The organism is Sebaldella termitidis ATCC 33386, from assembly GCF_000024405.1.
GTDB classification, from domain to species: Bacteria; Fusobacteriota; Fusobacteriia; order Fusobacteriales; family Leptotrichiaceae; genus Sebaldella; species Sebaldella termitidis.
This window is the reverse complement of the sequence record NC_013517.1, coordinates 2,986,438-3,003,477: the sequence shown is the minus strand read 5'-3', so window position 1 is coordinate 3,003,477 and position 17,040 is coordinate 2,986,438. Positions and strand designations below refer to the sequence as shown.

17 protein-coding genes and 2 tRNA genes are annotated in these 17,040 nt (G+C 33.3%); 13 read left to right on the top strand and 6 right to left on the bottom strand.

Annotation, left to right across the window (positions count from 1 at the left end; genetic code table 11):
* Nucleotides 1–4: 4 nt before the first annotated feature.
* Both STERM_RS13870 and STERM_RS13865 read left to right on the top strand, forming a co-directional pair.
* On the top strand, nt 5–322 hold the full coding sequence (locus tag STERM_RS13870; protein WP_012862253.1) for a hypothetical protein: 318 nt from the start codon (nt 5–7) through the stop codon (nt 320–322).
* A gap of 28 nt (nt 323–350) precedes the next feature.
* Entirely contained in the window at nt 351–971 is a 621-nt protein-coding gene (locus STERM_RS13865; RefSeq protein ID WP_012862252.1) for a hypothetical protein, read from the top strand.
* A 22-nt stretch (nt 972–993) separates the two neighbouring features.
* Here STERM_RS13865 and STERM_RS13860 read toward each other — a convergent pair whose 3' ends face one another.
* The 4 genes from STERM_RS13860 to STERM_RS13845 all read right to left on the bottom strand — a co-directional run bounded on the left by STERM_RS13860 (nt 994) and on the right by STERM_RS13845 (nt 2,148).
* Nucleotides 994–1,269 (bottom strand): hypothetical protein, encoded by a 276-nt coding sequence (locus tag STERM_RS13860; RefSeq protein WP_012862251.1) that lies wholly within the window; start codon nt 1,267–1,269, stop codon nt 994–996.
* Nucleotides 1,270–1,503: 234 nt separating this feature from the next.
* Nucleotides 1,504–1,580 (bottom strand) — tRNA-Arg (locus tag STERM_RS13855).
* Between the two features lie 14 nt (nt 1,581–1,594).
* Nucleotides 1,595–1,686, bottom strand: a tRNA-Ser gene (locus tag STERM_RS13850).
* Between the two features lie 249 nt (nt 1,687–1,935).
* The gene (locus STERM_RS13845) at nt 1,936–2,148 is read right to left on the bottom strand and encodes a DUF1858 domain-containing protein (protein WP_012862250.1); all 213 of its coding nucleotides are present in this window, start codon (nt 2,146–2,148) and stop codon (nt 1,936–1,938) included.
* 223 nt (nt 2,149–2,371) lie between these two features.
* Between STERM_RS13845 and malQ the strand changes: the two genes are divergently transcribed.
* The 11 genes from malQ to STERM_RS13790 all read left to right on the top strand — a co-directional run bounded on the left by malQ (nt 2,372) and on the right by STERM_RS13790 (nt 15,243).
* Nucleotides 2,372–3,862 (top strand): 4-alpha-glucanotransferase, encoded by a 1,491-nt coding sequence (gene malQ / locus STERM_RS13840; protein WP_012862249.1) that lies wholly within the window; start codon nt 2,372–2,374, stop codon nt 3,860–3,862.
* 425 nt (nt 3,863–4,287) lie between these two features.
* Nucleotides 4,288–6,042 carry an ABC transporter ATP-binding protein gene (locus STERM_RS13835; RefSeq protein WP_012862248.1) on the top strand — a complete coding sequence of 585 codons (1,755 nt, stop codon included), beginning with the start codon at nt 4,288–4,290 and terminating at the stop codon, nt 6,040–6,042.
* Complete coding sequence (locus tag STERM_RS13830) at nt 6,042–8,099, top strand: ABC transporter ATP-binding protein (protein ID WP_012862247.1); 2,058 nt, start codon at nt 6,042–6,044, stop codon at nt 8,097–8,099. The genes STERM_RS13835 and STERM_RS13830 overlap by 1 nt, the downstream gene beginning before the upstream one ends.
* A gap of 312 nt (nt 8,100–8,411) precedes the next feature.
* On the top strand, nt 8,412–9,857 hold the full coding sequence (locus tag STERM_RS13825) for an alpha-amylase (protein ID WP_012862246.1): 1,446 nt from the start codon (nt 8,412–8,414) through the stop codon (nt 9,855–9,857).
* A gap of 10 nt (nt 9,858–9,867) precedes the next feature.
* Nucleotides 9,868–10,464, top strand: coding sequence for a YqaA family protein (locus STERM_RS13820; protein ID WP_012862245.1), 597 nt, complete (start codon nt 9,868–9,870; stop codon nt 10,462–10,464).
* 141 nt (nt 10,465–10,605) lie between these two features.
* Nucleotides 10,606–10,803, top strand: coding sequence for a hypothetical protein (locus STERM_RS13815; protein ID WP_012862244.1), 198 nt, complete (start codon nt 10,606–10,608; stop codon nt 10,801–10,803).
* Between the two features lie 301 nt (nt 10,804–11,104).
* The gene (proB, locus tag STERM_RS13810) at nt 11,105–12,226 is read left to right on the top strand and encodes a glutamate 5-kinase (RefSeq protein ID WP_012862243.1); all 1,122 of its coding nucleotides are present in this window, start codon (nt 11,105–11,107) and stop codon (nt 12,224–12,226) included.
* Nucleotides 12,227–12,237: 11 nt separating this feature from the next.
* The gene (locus tag STERM_RS13805) at nt 12,238–13,500 is read left to right on the top strand and encodes a glutamate-5-semialdehyde dehydrogenase (protein WP_012862242.1); all 1,263 of its coding nucleotides are present in this window, start codon (nt 12,238–12,240) and stop codon (nt 13,498–13,500) included.
* A gap of 15 nt (nt 13,501–13,515) precedes the next feature.
* Entirely contained in the window at nt 13,516–14,214 is a 699-nt protein-coding gene (locus STERM_RS13800) for a hypothetical protein (RefSeq protein WP_012862241.1), read from the top strand.
* A gap of 20 nt (nt 14,215–14,234) precedes the next feature.
* Nucleotides 14,235–14,654 (top strand): EF-Tu/IF-2/RF-3 family GTPase, encoded by a 420-nt coding sequence (locus STERM_RS13795; protein ID WP_012862240.1) that lies wholly within the window; start codon nt 14,235–14,237, stop codon nt 14,652–14,654.
* 34 nt (nt 14,655–14,688) lie between these two features.
* A complete protein-coding gene (locus STERM_RS13790; protein WP_012862239.1) occupies nt 14,689–15,243 on the top strand; it encodes a hypothetical protein in 555 nt (184 codons plus the stop codon).
* 48 nt (nt 15,244–15,291) lie between these two features.
* Here the strand turns inward: STERM_RS13790 and STERM_RS13785 are convergent, their stop codons facing one another.
* Nucleotides 15,292–16,170 (bottom strand): VIT1/CCC1 transporter family protein, encoded by an 879-nt coding sequence (locus STERM_RS13785; RefSeq protein ID WP_012862238.1) that lies wholly within the window; start codon nt 16,168–16,170, stop codon nt 15,292–15,294.
* A gap of 184 nt (nt 16,171–16,354) precedes the next feature.
* The gene (locus STERM_RS13780) at nt 16,355–17,002 is read right to left on the bottom strand and encodes an NAD(P)-dependent oxidoreductase (protein WP_012862237.1); all 648 of its coding nucleotides are present in this window, start codon (nt 17,000–17,002) and stop codon (nt 16,355–16,357) included.
* Nucleotides 17,003–17,040 lie beyond the last annotated feature (38 nt).

Below are 17,040 nucleotides of genomic sequence, written 5' to 3'. Positions count from 1 at the left end.
AAATATGAATTATTTGAAAATAGCAACAACATTTTATATGCAAAATCCTATACTGAACACAGTTTTAATTTTAGGAGTAATTGGTTTAGGTTGGTTCCTGTGGACTTATAGGAAAACACAAGTATTAATGCTTGCCAGTACCATAAAAGCAGAAGCTGTGCTACATTTGAAAGGCAGGGAAAAATTAGAATTCGCCTTAAAATGGTTGATGAAACAAAACTTTTATAAAAATAGTATATTGAAATTCATACCTCAGAAAGTAATAGAATGGTTAATAAATGCGGTGTTTAACAAGAATAAGGATGTAATAGAAGCAAAATAATACTTTAACACTATAAGGAGCATAAAATATGACGATAGGAGTATTAGTGAAATTGGCAGCGGAAAACGGTATTTTAATAATAATAGCAGTTGTTTTTATATTGCAGTCTAAGAAATTTCAGGATGCATTTTTAAAAAAGATAGATACAATAGTAGATAAATTAGACAGGAATTCAAGACAGATAAAAATGAATGACAAAATGAATGATAAACAATTCTTGAAAGTGTTTAATCACTTAGATATAATAGACAATAAACTTGATAATAATATTAGTGGAATGAAAATATCTTTGAATGCTGTCATACTGGAAGAACTAAATACATTGCAAGGGGGATTATTTGAAATAATAGATCATAATCATTTTAAAGAGAATATAAATCATTTAAACTCTAAAATAGATAATCAAGTAAATAAATTTAAAACAGATCTTCATAGTAAAGTCTATCAGATGACACAAGACAAAAGAATAGTAGATCTTATAGATAAAAACATAAATTTGAATGAGGATATAAAAAAGATATTCATAGAAGAGATAGAGAAGCAAGAAACAAATTATGATTTTCTCAAGAATAAAGTAGAAAATCATCTGAAGAAAGTCCGGACAACATTAATAGATGTAATCTATAAATACTATGAATCGGAAAAATAAAAGAACCTATAAGGTTCTTTTTTTAATAAGCTGTTTCTTTCAACTTATTCAGGAATTTTTCTATTTTAAGTAGGTAATCACAATGATTGTGTGAATCTCTTCCGTGCAGTCTAATGCAGTAAATCTTATCCCACTTACTTTTATATCGAATAGTATATACTGTATTATCTACAGAAAATGTGACAGGTGCAACATGGATTAATTCCACGCGGGGATTCTTACCATATACGATTTCAAACCATTCCCAGATTTTCTCTGTTTTCCTTATACCTTTAAAAAAGTAATAATAATTTTCCATATTTTTTTACCTCAGCTTAATTGATGTTAGACAAATTATAACTTTTTTGTTGCAAAAAATCAATATAACGAACATTAAAGTATATTTATATTTCAAAAAAGCAAAACAGGTGTAATTATTAAAGTCTGAAAGTAGCTAGAATATTGCTGTTAAGAGAAATAAAAAAAGAGCAGAATAATTTCTACTCATATCATCTATACTTAAAACCAAATTAAATTGGTTAGGGTTTAGTGATGGCGTACCCAAGAGGAGTCGAACCCCTAACCTTCTGGTCCGTAGCCAGACACTCTATCCAATTGAGCTATGGGTACATAAAATAAAAAAATGGCGGAGAAGGAGGGATTTGAACCCTCGATCCAAGTTTCCCCGGATACTCCCTTAGCAGGGGAGCGCATTCGGCCACTCTGCCACTTCTCCACAGATATAAAATTCTGCAATTACAGAAAAGTAACCTCTTTTCTAATCATCGCAAGAAAGATGATACCATAAAATATGCTTTATTGTCAAGAAGAATTTTTCAATATTAGTAAAAATGCATATAAAGTGATTGCGGAGCTGGTACAGGTATTGAAAATAAGTATTTCCCCAAATAAAAACCTCTTTAAATAACACCGAAAAGTCAGTGTATACTTAAAGAGGGAACAATTTTTCAATATTAAAGCAAGATTATTCAGCTTCCTGTTTATCTAAAATCATGTTAACTTCTTCGATGATAATATCAGCATTCAAGCCGTGGGCAGCAATCCCTTCACCAAGAGTTTCCGCTGTAGATATTATACATCCCACACAACCCAAACCATATCTCATAAGCACCTGTGCTATAATAGGGTATTTTTCCACAGCCTCCATGATATTCATTTCTTTAGTAACTTTTGCCATTATAACGACACCTCCTAATTTCATCTAATTATATCAGATAAATGAAATAAATGTCAATTTAAAATAATTGTATATTCAAAATATATCGTTGAAAGTAATTTGAAATACAAAATTTATACATAAAATAATTAAATTAAGTGACAAATAATAGGAGATATGTTATATTAAAACCATGATAGATGAAATGTTAAAGCAGATAAATTAAAATATCAGGAGGTTTTATATGTTTCCAAGAAGCTCGGGGATTTTACTGCATCCGTCATCACTATATGGAAAATATGGTATTGGCACATTAGGGAACAGTGCAATAGAGTTTATTGATTTTTTAGACAGGTCAAATCAGAAGCTATGGCAGGTTTTTCCATTGGGACCTACCGGATATGGGGATTCACCATATCAGTGTTTTTCAGCTTTTGCAGGAAATTCTTATCTGATTGATCTGGAAAATTTAATTAATTTAGGTTTACTGGAAACTGCAGATGCAGATAAAGCTGAGCTGGGCAGTGATCCTAAAAGCATAGATTACGGACTTCTTTATAAGAATAAGCTTCCTTTACTTCGAAAGGCTTATGAAAATTATAAAAAAGCAGATAATGAGCAGATGAAATTTGAAATAGAAATTTTTAAATCTGAAAATTCTTTTTGGCTGGAGGATTATTCGCTGTTTATTTCTTTGAAATACTATTTTAAGGGTCAGGAGTGGTCAAAGTGGGACGAAGATATACTGCTCAGAAAAGAAAGTGCTTTGAAAAAATATAAAAAACTTCTGAAAGATGATATAGAGTATAATAATTTTGTGCAGTATCTTTTTTTCAATCAGTGGGCAAAGATAAAAGGCTATGCTAATTCAAAAGGTATCAGTATAATAGGAGATATTCCGATTTTTGTTGCTTTTGACAGTGCAGATGCATGGGCAAATCCGGAAATATTTTTATTTGATAAAGAAAGAAAGCCGATTGATGTGGCAGGTGTTCCGCCTGATTATTTCAGCGAAACAGGACAGCTTTGGGGTAATCCTTTGTTTGATTGGGAGAAATTAAAGGAGGGCGGTTATAAATGGTGGATAGAAAGAGTGAGAGCTAATCTTAAGACGGCAGATATCATAAGAATAGATCATTTTCGGGGATTTGAGTCGTATTGGGCAGTACCGGCAGGAGAAAAAACTGCTATAATAGGTGAGTGGAGAAAGGGACCGGGAATAGATTTTTTTAATTCCATAAAAGCTGCACTTGGTGATCTGCCAATAATAGCTGAAGATCTTGGAAATCTTACAAATGAAGTAGTAGAGCTGCGAAATGAAACAGGGTTTCCGGGTATGAAAATATTGCAGTTTGCTTTTGATTCGGATGAAGAAAATGATTATCTTACACATTCTTATGATCATAATTGTGTAGTGTATACCGGGACACATGATAATGATACGATTACAGGATGGTATTCTAAGGCAAGTGAGCATGATAAAGAATATGTAAGGGATTACTTTGATATTTATACAGATAATGAGATCCACTGGCGTTTTATAAAAGCTGCCTGGAGATCAGTAGCTAATATGGCTCTGGCTCCGATGCAGGATTTTTTGGGACTGGACAGTGAAGCTAGAATGAATATACCGGGAGTTGCTGACGGTAACTGGAAATGGAGAATGAAGGAAGAAGCTTTGACAACAGTTCTATCTGATGAAATAAAAAGAATAACTAAGCTTTACGGAAGATAAAAATAAGCTTAAATATTAAACATCGGGATATTTCAATCCCTTTAAAAACAATAAAAAAACCTTGACATCACAGATATGTATATGTTAAGATTTTGGGAGATAAATTTTAAAATTATAAAGAAAGAAGGTGAGAACATGGATATTAAATTATTTGCGGGAAAAAAATCAAATACAAACAGAACAAAAGCAGACGTATCAGTGTTGAGCCTTTGTTCTCATATATAAATAGGGGTATGCAGCCTCTATTTTAGAGGCGCAGCTCAAAGTTTTATTTAAAAACAGGCAATAAAATTTTAGTAGGGTGCTAAACCTTACTTTTTTTATTATAAAAATTTTAATAAATTAGAAATTATAGATGGGAGTGAGTGCTAAAAAGAGAGAATAAAGGCAAAAAATAAAATATTGTTTTAAGGAGGAGAAAAGAAATGATAAAAATATTTAGGCAGCTGGGCTGGTTCATAAAAGAGATGAAATGGAGATATCTGTTAGTGCTTTTAATGCTGCTGATAGGAGACGTATTTTCATTGATTGTTCCATGGATCACAGGATATACAATAGATCAGATGACAATGAGAACGCTCACAGGGTCAAAACTGACACAGATAACAATAGTATTAGTTTCCATAATAGTAATAGGTTATATTACGACAGGTATATGGAACTATATTTTTATTCAGAATGCCAATATTCTTTCTTTTAAAGTACTAAAGAAATTTTTTAGACATATTATCAGAATGGACGGAAAATTTTTTAAGAAGTATCAGACAGGTGACCTTATGTCCAGAGCAACAGAGGATGTCAATGCTGTAAGCGAAGCAGTGGATTTTGGATTTTTGATGCTGGCTGAAGCTTCACTTTATCTGACACTGCTCATTTCCAGTATGTTTGTTATTAATCCGAAAATTTCTATAATTGTTTTGATTCCCATTCTTATAATACCATTTGGTGTAGATAAACTGGAGAAAACAATAGAGAAACTTTATGAGGAAAGACAGCAGTCTACGAGTGTTCTGAGTAATAGTGTGCTTGAATCCATAGTAGGAGTAAGAGTAATAAGAGCATATGCAAAAGAAAGAGAAGATATAGAAAAGCTTCTTTCAAAATCACAGGTAACTTATGATAAAAGTATAGCTTTTTCAAAGATTATTTCACTGTATGAGCCTTTATTTATAGGTGTATTTACTATTGCTGCCACACTTGCAATCTATTTTGGAATTATGGATGTATTCAAAAGCAATATGACAACAGGTAAACTGGTTACGTATTTTGTTTATGTAATGATGCTGGAATGGCCTGTTTTCGCACTTGGTGCTTTTATTAACACATTACAGAGAGGCAGCGGGTCTTATGAAAGAATAGATGCTGTCTATAATGAAGAAAGTGATATAATTATTCCGGAAAATCCTTTGAGTCTGGAGAAAATCGAAAGTATAGAATTTGATAATTACAGTTTTTCTTATCCAGGTTCTCAGGTAAAAAGCCTTAATTCATTCAGTATAGCTGTAAAAACCGGTGAAACACTGGGAATAGTGGGGACAACAGGAAGTGGGAAAACTACTATTATTCGTCAGCTTTTACGTCAGTATAAATTAGGAGAAGGAAAAATTCTGATAAATAACTGCGGCATATCGGAGTATAATGCGGAAAATATAAGAGAACATATAGCTTATGTGCCTCAGGAGCATATTGTCTTTTCAAAAACCGTTTATGAAAATATCAGATTAGGAAATATGAATGCTTCCCGTGAAGATATAATGGCAGCTATAGAGCATGCAGATTTTACAAAGGATATAGGAACATTAACAAACGGTCTTGAAACAGTAACCGGTGAATCGGGAGTTATGCTTTCAGGTGGGCAGAAGCAGAGACTGTCTCTGGCGAGGGCCTTTGTGAGAGCCGGGAATGTTTTGATTCTGGATGATTCATTATCAGCCGTTGACGGGAAAACGGAAGAAAATATAATCAGAAATATTGCGGAATATTATCCGGAGATGATAAAAATTATAGTGGCTCACAGATTATCGGCAGTAAGGGATGCGAACTACATAATTGTTCTTCAGGAAGGTACTATAGTGGAGAAAGGGACTCACGAAGAGCTCATGGAGCTTAGGGGCTGGTATTATGATCAGTTTATGGAGCAAAATACAATGACAACTCAGGAATCAGAGGAGGTGGAATAATGTATATATGGAAACAGCTGTGGGCCTATACAAAACCATATAAAAGATTTTTATTTTACAGTCTTTTTGCCTTAATGCTTTCCACTACTATATTTATAGTGGGAACAATGATGACAAAGATAATTATAGATAAATATATTATGGGGATGTTCAGACCTGTTTCAGTAAGTAATACAATACAGGATGAAAAAAAATCAGTTTTTTATAAGGGGAAATATTATACCAGAATTGAGGAAAACAGTAAGCTTAATATATTAGAAAAAAACAGCATAATTCTGACTAAGGAAGGATATGTGCTTATAAATTCTGATATTGCAGATGAGAAAGCAGAAATAAAGGATAACAGACTTTTTATAAATAATAAAGAAAGTAATGTCGGATTTAATATACTTACAAAAGATGAAGTGTGGAATTTTTATGAACCGTATGTCGGATCGGCAACACTTGCGGTACTGTCAATTTTTATACTGTATATGGCTGCTGCATGTCTTATGTACACATGCGGATACAGCCTGAGAATACTGGCAACAAAGGTAGTGTTTGATCTGAGGAAAGATGCATTCAAGCAGCTTCAGAAGCTTCCTGTACAGTATTTCAGCGATTATCCTGACGGAAAGGTGGTATCTTATATTGTTCACGACAGTAATGCAATATTTGGATTATATGAAAATACACTTCTGGAAATAGTTAAGGCTGTAGTGCAGGTAGTCTTTATATATATAGCAATGTTTCTGCTGAATGTAAAGCTTGCATCTTATGCATTGCTGATACTTCCTATTATTGCAGTCTGGCTGTATCTTTACAGAAAATATGTTTCGGAAAACTTTAAGGAAACAAGGGAAATACAGTCCAATATGAACGCAATGATGAATGAACAGTTTCAGGGAATAGAAGTAGTTCAGGCCTTTACACATGAGGATGAGTCAATAGCAGAATTCGACGTACTGGCAGATGATTATCTGGAATATAAGAGGAAATTTGCTGTGTTAAGTGCGCTTTATACTGACGGTATGGCTCATACTGTACGCCGTCTGGCTATTACACTGACACTTGTGTATTTTGGAAGGGAATTTTTGAGCGGAAGTATGATTTTATCAGTAGGTACGGTATTTGCGTTTGTACAGTATGTAGACAGCGCATTTGCACCGTTGTTCTGGTTTTTCGGGGTTTTGAACAGATTCGAAAGGGCAATTGTTTCGGCGAGAAGAATATTTGATATGTTTTTGAATGTTCCGTCTAAGGAATTAGAATTCAGTACTGAAAATCTGGAATTGAAAGGAAATGTGGAGTTCAAAAATCTTAGTTTTGCTTATGATAATGAAAATTATGTTTTAAAAAATATAAATCTCATTATACCTGCCGGGAATACAATAGGAATCGTGGGTCATACAGGAAGCGGGAAAAGTTCGCTTATGAATGTTCTGCTCAGGTTTTATGACTATCAGAAAGGTGATATTGTAATAGACGGAAGATCTTTGAGGGATTATCCTGTACAGACTTACAGAGCCCATGTGGGAATGGTTCTTCAGGATCCTGTGCTTTTCAGCGGGACATTATTTTCAAATATAACTTTTAATAATAATGATGTTACTGAAGAAAGAGTTCTTGAGATAATGAGTCAGATAGGCGCACAGAGCTTTATTGATAAGCAGCCGAACGGCATACACGAGTCAGTAGAGGATATGGGAAGAAATTTTTCTGTTGGTGAAAGACAGCTTATTGCCTTTGCAAGGGTAATGGTCTATGATCCGGAGATATTAATACTGGACGAGGCCACTGCAAATATTGATACTGAAACTGAAATTATGATACAAAAAGCTTTGAACGTAATATCACAAAACAGAACTACATTTATTATTGCGCACAGACTTTCTACGGTAAAACATGCAGATCAGCTTATAGTTCTGAATAAAGGTAATATAGTAGAAAGAGGAACACACGAAGAACTTGTGGAAAAAGACGGGCTTTATGCAAAAATGTATCAGTCACAGATGAGAGAAGAGTATACTCATGAAGTTTTGAAAAATAGTAAAGAAAATTTTGTATTGAATATGTAAGGTATAGAAGAACTGCTCTTTTCAGAGCAGTTCTTTTTATAAAATATTAAATCAGAAATCGTATCATTGTATATTAACTATTTAGATTGATATTATTTGATTAGGGTGAAAGAAAAAAATCAAATTATTGTATTCGTATAATAAAAAATATATTGTAAAATTTGAATTTTTTCAGATAATTTTATCTCTTGTATATTTTTCATTATAAATCCAATAACCAACATTTGTCTGCTGAAGTTTTTATATCAATTTTGTTTCAAAAGTAGTATAATCCTTAATATAAAAAATCCTTATTAAAATTTAGGAGGAAAAATGGAAAATGGAGTAATGATTCAATATTTTGAATGGAATCTGCCGGCAGATAAAAAGCACTGGAAACGTCTGGCAGATGATGCGGAACATTTAAAAGATATAGGAATAAATGCAGTGTGGATACCTCCGGCCACTAAAGGGACTTCTGATTTGGATGTAGGATACGGGGCATATGATTTATATGATCTCGGAGAATTTGACCAGAAAGGAACCGTAGCTACAAAGTACGGGACTAAAGAAGAACTGATAACAGCAATTGAAGCTCTGCATGAACGGGAAATATCAGTTTATCTGGATGCTGTTATGAACCATAAGGCCGGTGCTGATGAGACGGAAAGATTTATGGTTCAGGAAGTAGATCCTAATGACAGAAATAAGGCAATATCTGATCCGTATGAAATAGAGGGCTGGACGAAGTTTAATTTTGACGGACGAAATAATAAATACTCAGATTTTAAATGGCATTGGTATCATTTTAACGGAACTGATTACAATAATATAAATCAGAAAACTGCTATTTATAAAATGACAGGAGACGGTAAAAACTGGGATCAGGGCGTAGATGATGAAAATGGAAACTATGATTATCTCATGTTTGCAAACATAGATTATGAACGCGGCGATGTAGTCGAGGAGATGAAACGATGGGGTGTATGGGTCGCGAATGAGCTGAATCTGGACGGTTTCAGGCTTGATGCAATAAAGCATATAAATAATAATTTTATAGAAGAGTTTTTGAAGGAAGTAAGAAAGGTAAGAGGTGAAGACTTTTATGCTGTGGGTGAATACTGGAAGGGAGATCTGGGATCCATTGTGGAATATCTAGATAATGTAAACTATCAGGCAGATCTATTTGATGTACCGCTTCATTTCAATTTTTTTACAGCCTCGAAAAATGGAAGTGCTTATGATTTGAGGGAGGTATTTAATAATTCCCTTGTAATAAATAAAAAATTATTTTCTGTTACTTTTGTGGACAATCATGATTCACAATGGGGCAGTTCACTTGAATCACAGATAGACAGCTGGTTTAAGCCGCTGGCTTATGCATTGATACTCCTTATAGCCGATGGTTATCCGTGCATATTTTACGGAGACTATTATGGTGTGGGAGGAAAAGAAAGTCCGCACAGATGGGTAATAGAAAAACTGCTCTATGCTAGAAAAAACTATGCCTACGGTGAGCAGATAAATTATTTTGATGATCCTAATCTTATAGGAATGGTAAGAAAAGGAAATGAAGATCATCCCGGTTCGGGACTGGTTATGCTGCTGTCAAATCATACTGAAGGAACTAAGAAAATAAACATCGGGAAAGAGCATGCCGGCGAAGTATGGTATGAAATTACTGAAAACATAAAGGATGAAATTCATATAGATGATAACGGCGAGGCAGAATTTAAGGTAAATGCCGGAAAAGCAGCTGTATGGGTAAAAAAACAATAGAGGCGGAAAAATGGAACATTTTATATTATTATTAAAACATTTAGGCTTTACGGGTGTGGGAATCTGGGCAGGACTTGAGTCTTTGGGACTTCCTGTACCCGTGGATGCTTATGTGTGGTATTTAATATTTATTAACCCAAATATCTGGGTGCTTATCTGGATCTTATTATCTGTAGGGTCATGGATAGGAGCATTGATAGCTTATCTTGCAGGTCTTCGTTTTGGAAAGCCTGTATTGAAAAAATTAAGCGGAAAGAGCCGTTTTCTCAGAAAAGTGGAGGTAATCTCACAAAAACAGTTTAGAAAACACGGTGTGCTTACTTTGCTGTTATCGGGATTTCTCCCTATAGGATATAAGGTATTTACTTATTCCGCAGGAGTAACAAAGATGAAATTCAGAAATTACATATGGGCTTCATTTGCAGGAAGAGCCTTCAAATTTATGATTATTTCTTATCTTGGATATCTTGTGGCGATAAATGAACAGGCAAGAGTTTTTATAGAGAAATATATTGCGGATATGTTTGTTGCAGCAATATTCATTTTAGGTGCCGGATATGCAGGATATAAAATTATGCGAAAAAAATTTAAGAAAAAAACAGTTTGATATTATAAAAAAACTTGATTTTATTGCTTTTGAAGATATAAATTAAAAATAAAAGTACGATCGGTAAATTATTTGCTATTGACAACTTATAAATTATAATACATAATGTTATAGATATAGATGTGATAGGGAGTGAGAAATATGATAGAAAATGAACATTTGGAATCTTTGAAAAAATTTCTTTTGACTAAAAAGAGAGTTGCCAATATAAGAAACATTGATTATGGAATTACTCTTGAAAATAGTGAAATTTATAAAGATAAACTTTTTTCTGAAACTGGTTGGTATCTAATTTTTAAGGCGGACGGAACATCATATTGCAGCAACTTATCAAATTGAAGTACTAAAATAGTAAAAATGAGCTTTACAAATTGATCTGAAGTTTTAAGAGCTCTAAAGGACTAAATTCTGTAATCTGCAGGACTTAGTCCTTTTAATTTATATTTTAATCTCTTGTCTTCACATCTTATTTCTTAACTTCAGTAAAGCTCTTTTTTATTTGTGATATAGTAAAATTATGATATAATATTGTAAATTAAAAACATTACAATAATATACATATAATATACGAAAACATGTCAGAACCTTTATTAATAAGGGTTGACATATACAAGCATAAACTACTTTTTAGAGGTGTAAAATGGATAGGAAGGAATTATTAGGGACATTAAAAAGAATAGTAATAAAAGTGGGGACTTCTACACTGACTAAAGAAGACGGGAATTTGAATATAGACAAAATAAATAAACTTGTCAGGGAAATAAGCCTGCTTAGTAATAACGGGTATGAAGTGGTATTGGTAACATCAGGGGCGGTAGGAGCCGGGATGGGAAGACTCAAAATGTCTGAAAGACCAAAAACTCTTACTGAAAAACAGGCTGTGGCAGCAGTGGGTCAGGTAGCTTTGACACATTTATACCAGAATCTGTTTTCGGAATATAATAAAATAATAGCACAGTTTTTACTTACGAAGGCTGATTTTTCTGATAGAAACAGATATTTGAATGCAAGAAATGTTAGTCTGAATCTTTTGAAAAAGGGAATAATTCCTGTGGTAAATGAAAATGATGCCGTCGTAGCTGATGAGATAAAGGTAGGAGATAATGACACTCTTTCTGCACTGGTCGCGGGTCTTATTGATGCCGACCTGCTTATTATACTTTCGGACATAGAAGGACTTTATAATAAAAATCCTCAGAAATATGATGATGCGAAGCTGATAAAACTCGTAGGCAAGATTGATGAAGATGTAAAAAAGATGGCTGGTATGGAAGGATCAAAATTTGGTACCGGAGGAATGTATACTAAAATAATTGCAGCGGAAATGGCCACAAAGATAGGAACTAATCTGGTAATAGCGAGCGGAAGTGAGCCGGAAAATATAAATAAAATAGTAAATTATGAGCTGGTAGGAACATTGTTTGTAAAGAGTAATAAAAGAATTAAGTCAAAAAAATATTGGCTTGCTTACGGTACGAATAAGAACGGAAATATCTACATAGACAGCGGAGCTGAAAAAGCCATTATATCAGGAAACAGTCTGCTTCCCGTAGGGGTAAAAAAAATAGAAGGTAAATTTGAAAAAGGAACTGTGGTTCAGATTTTGAATTCCAAAGGAAATGTTATTGCAAAGGGAATTTCTAATTATTCATCAGATGAGATAAATATAATAAGGGGATACAAAAGCGATGAAATAGAGAATGTTCTTGGTTATAAATATGACGATAATGTAATACATATAGATAATCTAACTATATTATAGGAGGAAGTTTTATGAATGAATATATATTGGAGCTGGGGAAAAAAGCTAAAGAAGCTTCAAAAAAACTGGCAATTATTGATACAAATACAAAAAATGCTGTTTTAACAGCAGTTGCAAAGGCTTTAATCGAGAAAAGAGAGCTGATAAAGGCTGAAAATAAAAAGGATCTGGAATATGGAAAAGAAAAAGGGATAAGCAGTGCTCTTCTTGACAGACTTGAGCTGACAGATTCAAGAATTGACGGAATGGCTAAAAGCCTTATAGAGATAGCTAATTTCAAAGATCCTGTAGGTGAAATACTGGAAGGCTGGAAGCATCCGGACGGAATGCAGATCTTGAAGCAGAGAGTACCTTTGGGAGTAATAGGAATGATATTTGAATCAAGACCAAATGTAACTATAGATTCGGCAGGACTGGCACTGAAGTCTTCCAATGCGATTATCTTAAGAGGCGGAAGTGATGCGATTAATTCCAATAAAGTATTAAAAAACATTTTTATGGAGGAAGGGAAAAAACAAGGACTTCCTGATGGAGCTGTACAGTTAATAGAAAATACTGACAGAGAAATAGTGAAGGATTTTATCAGATTAAATAAATATATAGATGTGATAATTCCAAGAGGCGGAAAAGGATTAAAGAATTTTATTATAGGAAATGCAACAGTTCCTGTGATAGAAACAGGAGCAGGGCTTTGTCATATTTTTGTGGATGAAAGTGCAGATATAAAAAAGGCGATACCTATTATAGAGAATGCAAAAACTCAAAGATGCAGTACTTGTAATACAATAGAGACTCTGCTGGTCCATGAGAATGCAGCGGAAGAACTTCTTCCGGAATTAAGCAGGGTTTTAGCTGGTGATAAAGTAGAACTCAGAGCTGACGAAAAGGCTTTTGAAATAATAAAGAAAAGCGGGACAGAAGTAAAAAAATCAACTAAAGAGGACTGGGAGACAGAGTATCTGGAGCTTATTTTATCGATAAAAACAGTAAAGGATATAGAAGAAGCAATCACACATATTGATAAATACAGTACACAGCACTCAGAAGCAATATTAACAGAAAATCTGGAAAATGCGGAGAAATTTATTAATGAGGTAGATTCAGCGGCAGTATATATCAATGCTTCGACAAGATTCACTGACGGCGGAGAATTTGGATACGGCGGAGAAATAGGGATAAGTACACAAAAACTTCATTCGAGAGGGCCTATGGGGATAAGAGAGCTGACTACAATAAAATATATCATAAGAGGAAACGGTCAAATAAGAAAATAAAAGGAGATATAAAGTATGAAGAGGAGTATCCATATAGTGATATTATTATTAGTTTCTGTTTTTTCCGGCTATGCCGCGCGGGAAAGGACTTTTTCCGAGCTTTCAACTGCTTCTGACTGGATAAGCAGCAACAGACTTCAGCTGATCATTACAAACGAGGAAGTGAATAATTTTCCAAATAGTGAGATGTTAACTCATCTTACTGATGATAAATCTGCAATAAGAGATTCCTTCAATAAATATGTCAAGGGAGAGGAAATAAAAAGAGCTTATATACAGGCCAGTATTCAGGAAATATATAAGGTCATGAGCGTGGGCAATAAAAGTATGGTTCCAAGCATTTCCGAAGATGCACTTATAAATTCGGTAAATGAACCATTGGGGAAAAATTTTGATAAGCTGTTAATAAGTATTATAGGAATAAAATGGCTTCCTGATACTATAGAGCTTACGATAACAATAGAAGGAAAAAATCTTGTTTATCCTTTGGTATTAAATATATTGGAAATACAGCAGGATACTTTGGAGCCGGTTTTGTACATAAGCAATTCACTTGATGACATGAATGCCATGAGTATTGGAAAGACGAATATAAAGCTTATATATAAACTGGAGAATGGAAGCTGGGTAATGGATAATCAGAATTTTTTGAAATTACTGAACGGGATGGTATTTGTAAAATATTATAATAAAAATATAGAGGATTCTTTGTAAGATAAAGAAGGGAGTTATGAATGATATTAGTAATAATAATCTTAATGGCTATTATTATAATTTTTCTGTTAGCATTTATTTTGAAGAGCAATTCAATAAGTAACAGTAATAAAGAGGATAATTATGAAAGAAACAGTAATTATAGAATGGAATCAGATAATTTTTACAGCAGCGGAAATTTTGAAATGGAGATAGAGGATGTTTTTGCTATTACTGGGAGAGGGACAGTGGTAACCGGCCTGGTAAAACGCGGTGTAATAAAAAAAGGAGATAAGGTTTTTATAAAAAAATTAAACGGATCAGTATCAGAAGATACTGTGGCAGGGATAGAAAGCTTCCGAAAACGTATGGATATCGCAGAAGCAGGACAAAATATTGGTCTGCTGCTGAAAAAATCTTCAAAAAATGAACTGCAAAAGGGAGATAGGATTACACAATAACATTATAATATTGAAAAAAGGAGTGATTTATGTTATGTTGAAAAAAATTATTTTATTATTAGCAGTATTATCAATATTCAGTTTTGCAGCACCAGGAGAAGATGAGAAGTATGTCATTGGTATGCTTACGGAATATTTAAAAAGCAGTGAGATAAAACAGGAATATACACAAACAGCAATAGGACAGGTTTATAATGTAATGACATATAAAGGAAAAACATTTGACAGCAGTATATCGGCAGAAGAGATAAATGACAAGCTCTATTCTATGATAGAAACTAATTTTGATCTGATAAAGGCTGAAGTAAAGGATTCTAAAGTAAATAAAAACGGGGAAATAGAACTCACAGTGAATCTGGAAGGGAAGGACATATACTATCCTATTGAAACCAATGTTATCAGCAGTACGAGCCAGAGAACAGTAGATTCAGATAAATTTGTCAAGGACTTTACAAGATATATGAGAATGTATGCAGCTGGAAAAAAGAAAATAAAAGTCGTTTATTCAGCGGGAGAAGGCGGCTGGCAGCTTTCTGACGAGGAAAATACAAAGCTTCTTACAGCATTGCTGCTAATAAAATATTTTTAAGAATAAAAAATTACAGATATAGGATTTTTCCTAGTATCTGTAATTTTTTTATATATCAATTCCAAGCAGTTTTTTTGCAACAATTCCGAGCAGAAAAGAAAAAACAGTAACACCCATGCTGATACTAAGCATTTCAATAAATCTTTGCCTAAAATTTACTTTTTTAACTATGGAAATATAAAAAGTAAAAATAAATATTACAATTATTACTACAAATAATGTAAGAGCTAAGGCTGTGCCGTACATATTATCAGGAAAAATTAAAAATGGGAAAACAAGTAAAAGAACAGTAATAAAATATGTGATTCCTGTGTAAAGGCTGGCTTTTATATAGTTATGTTTTCCAGCTGATTTTTCAGCGAGATATTGTGAAAATGCCATAGAAAGAGAAGCAGCAATACCGGTAATAAGACCTGACAAAGCAATAATTCTTGTATTTTGCATAGCAAAAGTAAAGCCGGCAAGAGAACCGGTTATTTCCACAAGTGCATCATTAAGTCCCAAGATAATAGAACTTATATAGCTTACTTTTTCTTCATCCAGCATGGAGATAAGTCTTTCCTCGTGCTCTTCCTCCTGTTCGCGTATATCCTTGGTGTCAATAACAGAATCAGCAATTTCCGGGTTAAGCAGAATTTCAAGACTGCGGTCTTCTTCACGTTCGAGCAGACGTATAGTAAAAATATAGCCGAAAATTTTTGATAACATAGTATAAAATATAATTTTTTTTTTATCAGGTTCCACATCTTCAGCAGTGTATCTTTTGTAAATATTGTAGTGAACCAGCTCCTCATCAGCTATTTCAAGAATAAGAGCCTTGTTATGGAGATCTTTTATATTTTTTGACAAACGTAAGTATATTTCCCGGCCTGTAATTTCATTGACCTGGAGATCTAAAATCATTTTTCTGAAATCTTTATCATTCATTTTATTCCTCCGTTCACATACAAATTATATTTTTCTTCTAAATAAATTATACAATGATAAAATAGAATTAACAATGTAAATGATTCATATGATTAAATGAAGAATTATAATATTGAAAATTAATTTTTTTTGAAAAATAAAAAAAGAGACTAAAAAGATAAACAGTCTCCTAAATTATTAAATATCAGCTTCCTAATGTAAATCTTTCTCTTATATGTTCGGGCTTTTCAAGTTCGTTAATGGCTGCTGCTGCAAGATCCTGAACTGAAATAACTGATTCATTTTCAGAATTAAATACAGGGGAGTCTTTTCCCAGTTTGAAAGTATTTGTGCGTTTGCCGTCAATAAGATTAATTGCAGGACTTATCATTGTCCAGTCAAGAGAATCTTCTTCGGCATAAAGTATATCCAACAGATCAGAGGCAGCCTTGGCACCGTTATATATTGCTTTTGGAAATTTATTATCATCAATTAATTTGGATCCGTTCATAATAAGGCTTCCTGCACCGCCGATAATGATAATTCTCTTTAATTTGGCATCATTCAATGCATTTAGTATAGATTTATAACCAAGTATAAAATCATTATAGATATCAGGATTCGACCATCCGGGGTTATATGCACTTATAACAGCATCATAGCCTGTATTGAAAATATCTTCAAGTTCAGCTTCCTCCATTACATCAGCTTTTATAAGGAATAAATTAGGGTGTGTTTTAGTCATTTTATTAATATCTCTTAGTATAGCATGAACTTCATGCCCTCTTTCCAGAGCTTCCTCCAATATATGAGAACCTACAAATCCAGTGGAACCAATCAAAATAATTTTCAAAAGACATCATCCCTTTCTATGGTTTTATATATAATGAT

Bases quoted from the DNA above. Each gene is read 5' to 3' on its own strand.
- STERM_RS13865 (WP_012862252.1), top strand. From the start codon at position 351: ATGACGATAGGAGTATTAGTGAAATTGGCAGCGGAAAACGGTATTTTA.
- proB (WP_012862243.1), top strand. From the start codon at position 11,105: ATGGATAGGAAGGAATTATTAGGGACATTAAAAAGAATAGTAATAAAA.
- STERM_RS13805 (WP_012862242.1), top strand. From the start codon at position 12,238: ATGAATGAATATATATTGGAGCTGGGGAAAAAAGCTAAAGAAGCTTCA.
- STERM_RS13825 (WP_012862246.1), top strand. From the start codon at position 8,412: ATGGAAAATGGAGTAATGATTCAATATTTTGAATGGAATCTGCCGGCA.
- STERM_RS13800 (WP_012862241.1), top strand. From the start codon at position 13,516: ATGAAGAGGAGTATCCATATAGTGATATTATTATTAGTTTCTGTTTTT.
- STERM_RS13835 (WP_012862248.1), top strand. From the start codon at position 4,288: ATGATAAAAATATTTAGGCAGCTGGGCTGGTTCATAAAAGAGATGAAA.
- STERM_RS13820 (WP_012862245.1), top strand. From the start codon at position 9,868: ATGGAACATTTTATATTATTATTAAAACATTTAGGCTTTACGGGTGTG.
- STERM_RS13815 (WP_012862244.1), top strand. From the start codon at position 10,606: ATGATAGAAAATGAACATTTGGAATCTTTGAAAAAATTTCTTTTGACT.
- STERM_RS13790 (WP_012862239.1), top strand. From the start codon at position 14,689: ATGTTGAAAAAAATTATTTTATTATTAGCAGTATTATCAATATTCAGT.
- STERM_RS13845 (WP_012862250.1), bottom strand. From the start codon at position 2,148: ATGGCAAAAGTTACTAAAGAAATGAATATCATGGAGGCTGTGGAAAAA.
- STERM_RS13870 (WP_012862253.1), top strand. From the start codon at position 5: ATGAATTATTTGAAAATAGCAACAACATTTTATATGCAAAATCCTATA.
- malQ (WP_012862249.1), top strand. From the start codon at position 2,372: ATGTTTCCAAGAAGCTCGGGGATTTTACTGCATCCGTCATCACTATAT.
- STERM_RS13830 (WP_012862247.1), top strand. From the start codon at position 6,042: ATGTATATATGGAAACAGCTGTGGGCCTATACAAAACCATATAAAAGA.
- STERM_RS13795 (WP_012862240.1), top strand. From the start codon at position 14,235: ATGATATTAGTAATAATAATCTTAATGGCTATTATTATAATTTTTCTG.
- STERM_RS13860 (WP_012862251.1), bottom strand. From the start codon at position 1,269: ATGGAAAATTATTATTACTTTTTTAAAGGTATAAGGAAAACAGAGAAA.
- STERM_RS13785 (WP_012862238.1), bottom strand. From the start codon at position 16,170: ATGAATGATAAAGATTTCAGAAAAATGATTTTAGATCTCCAGGTCAAT.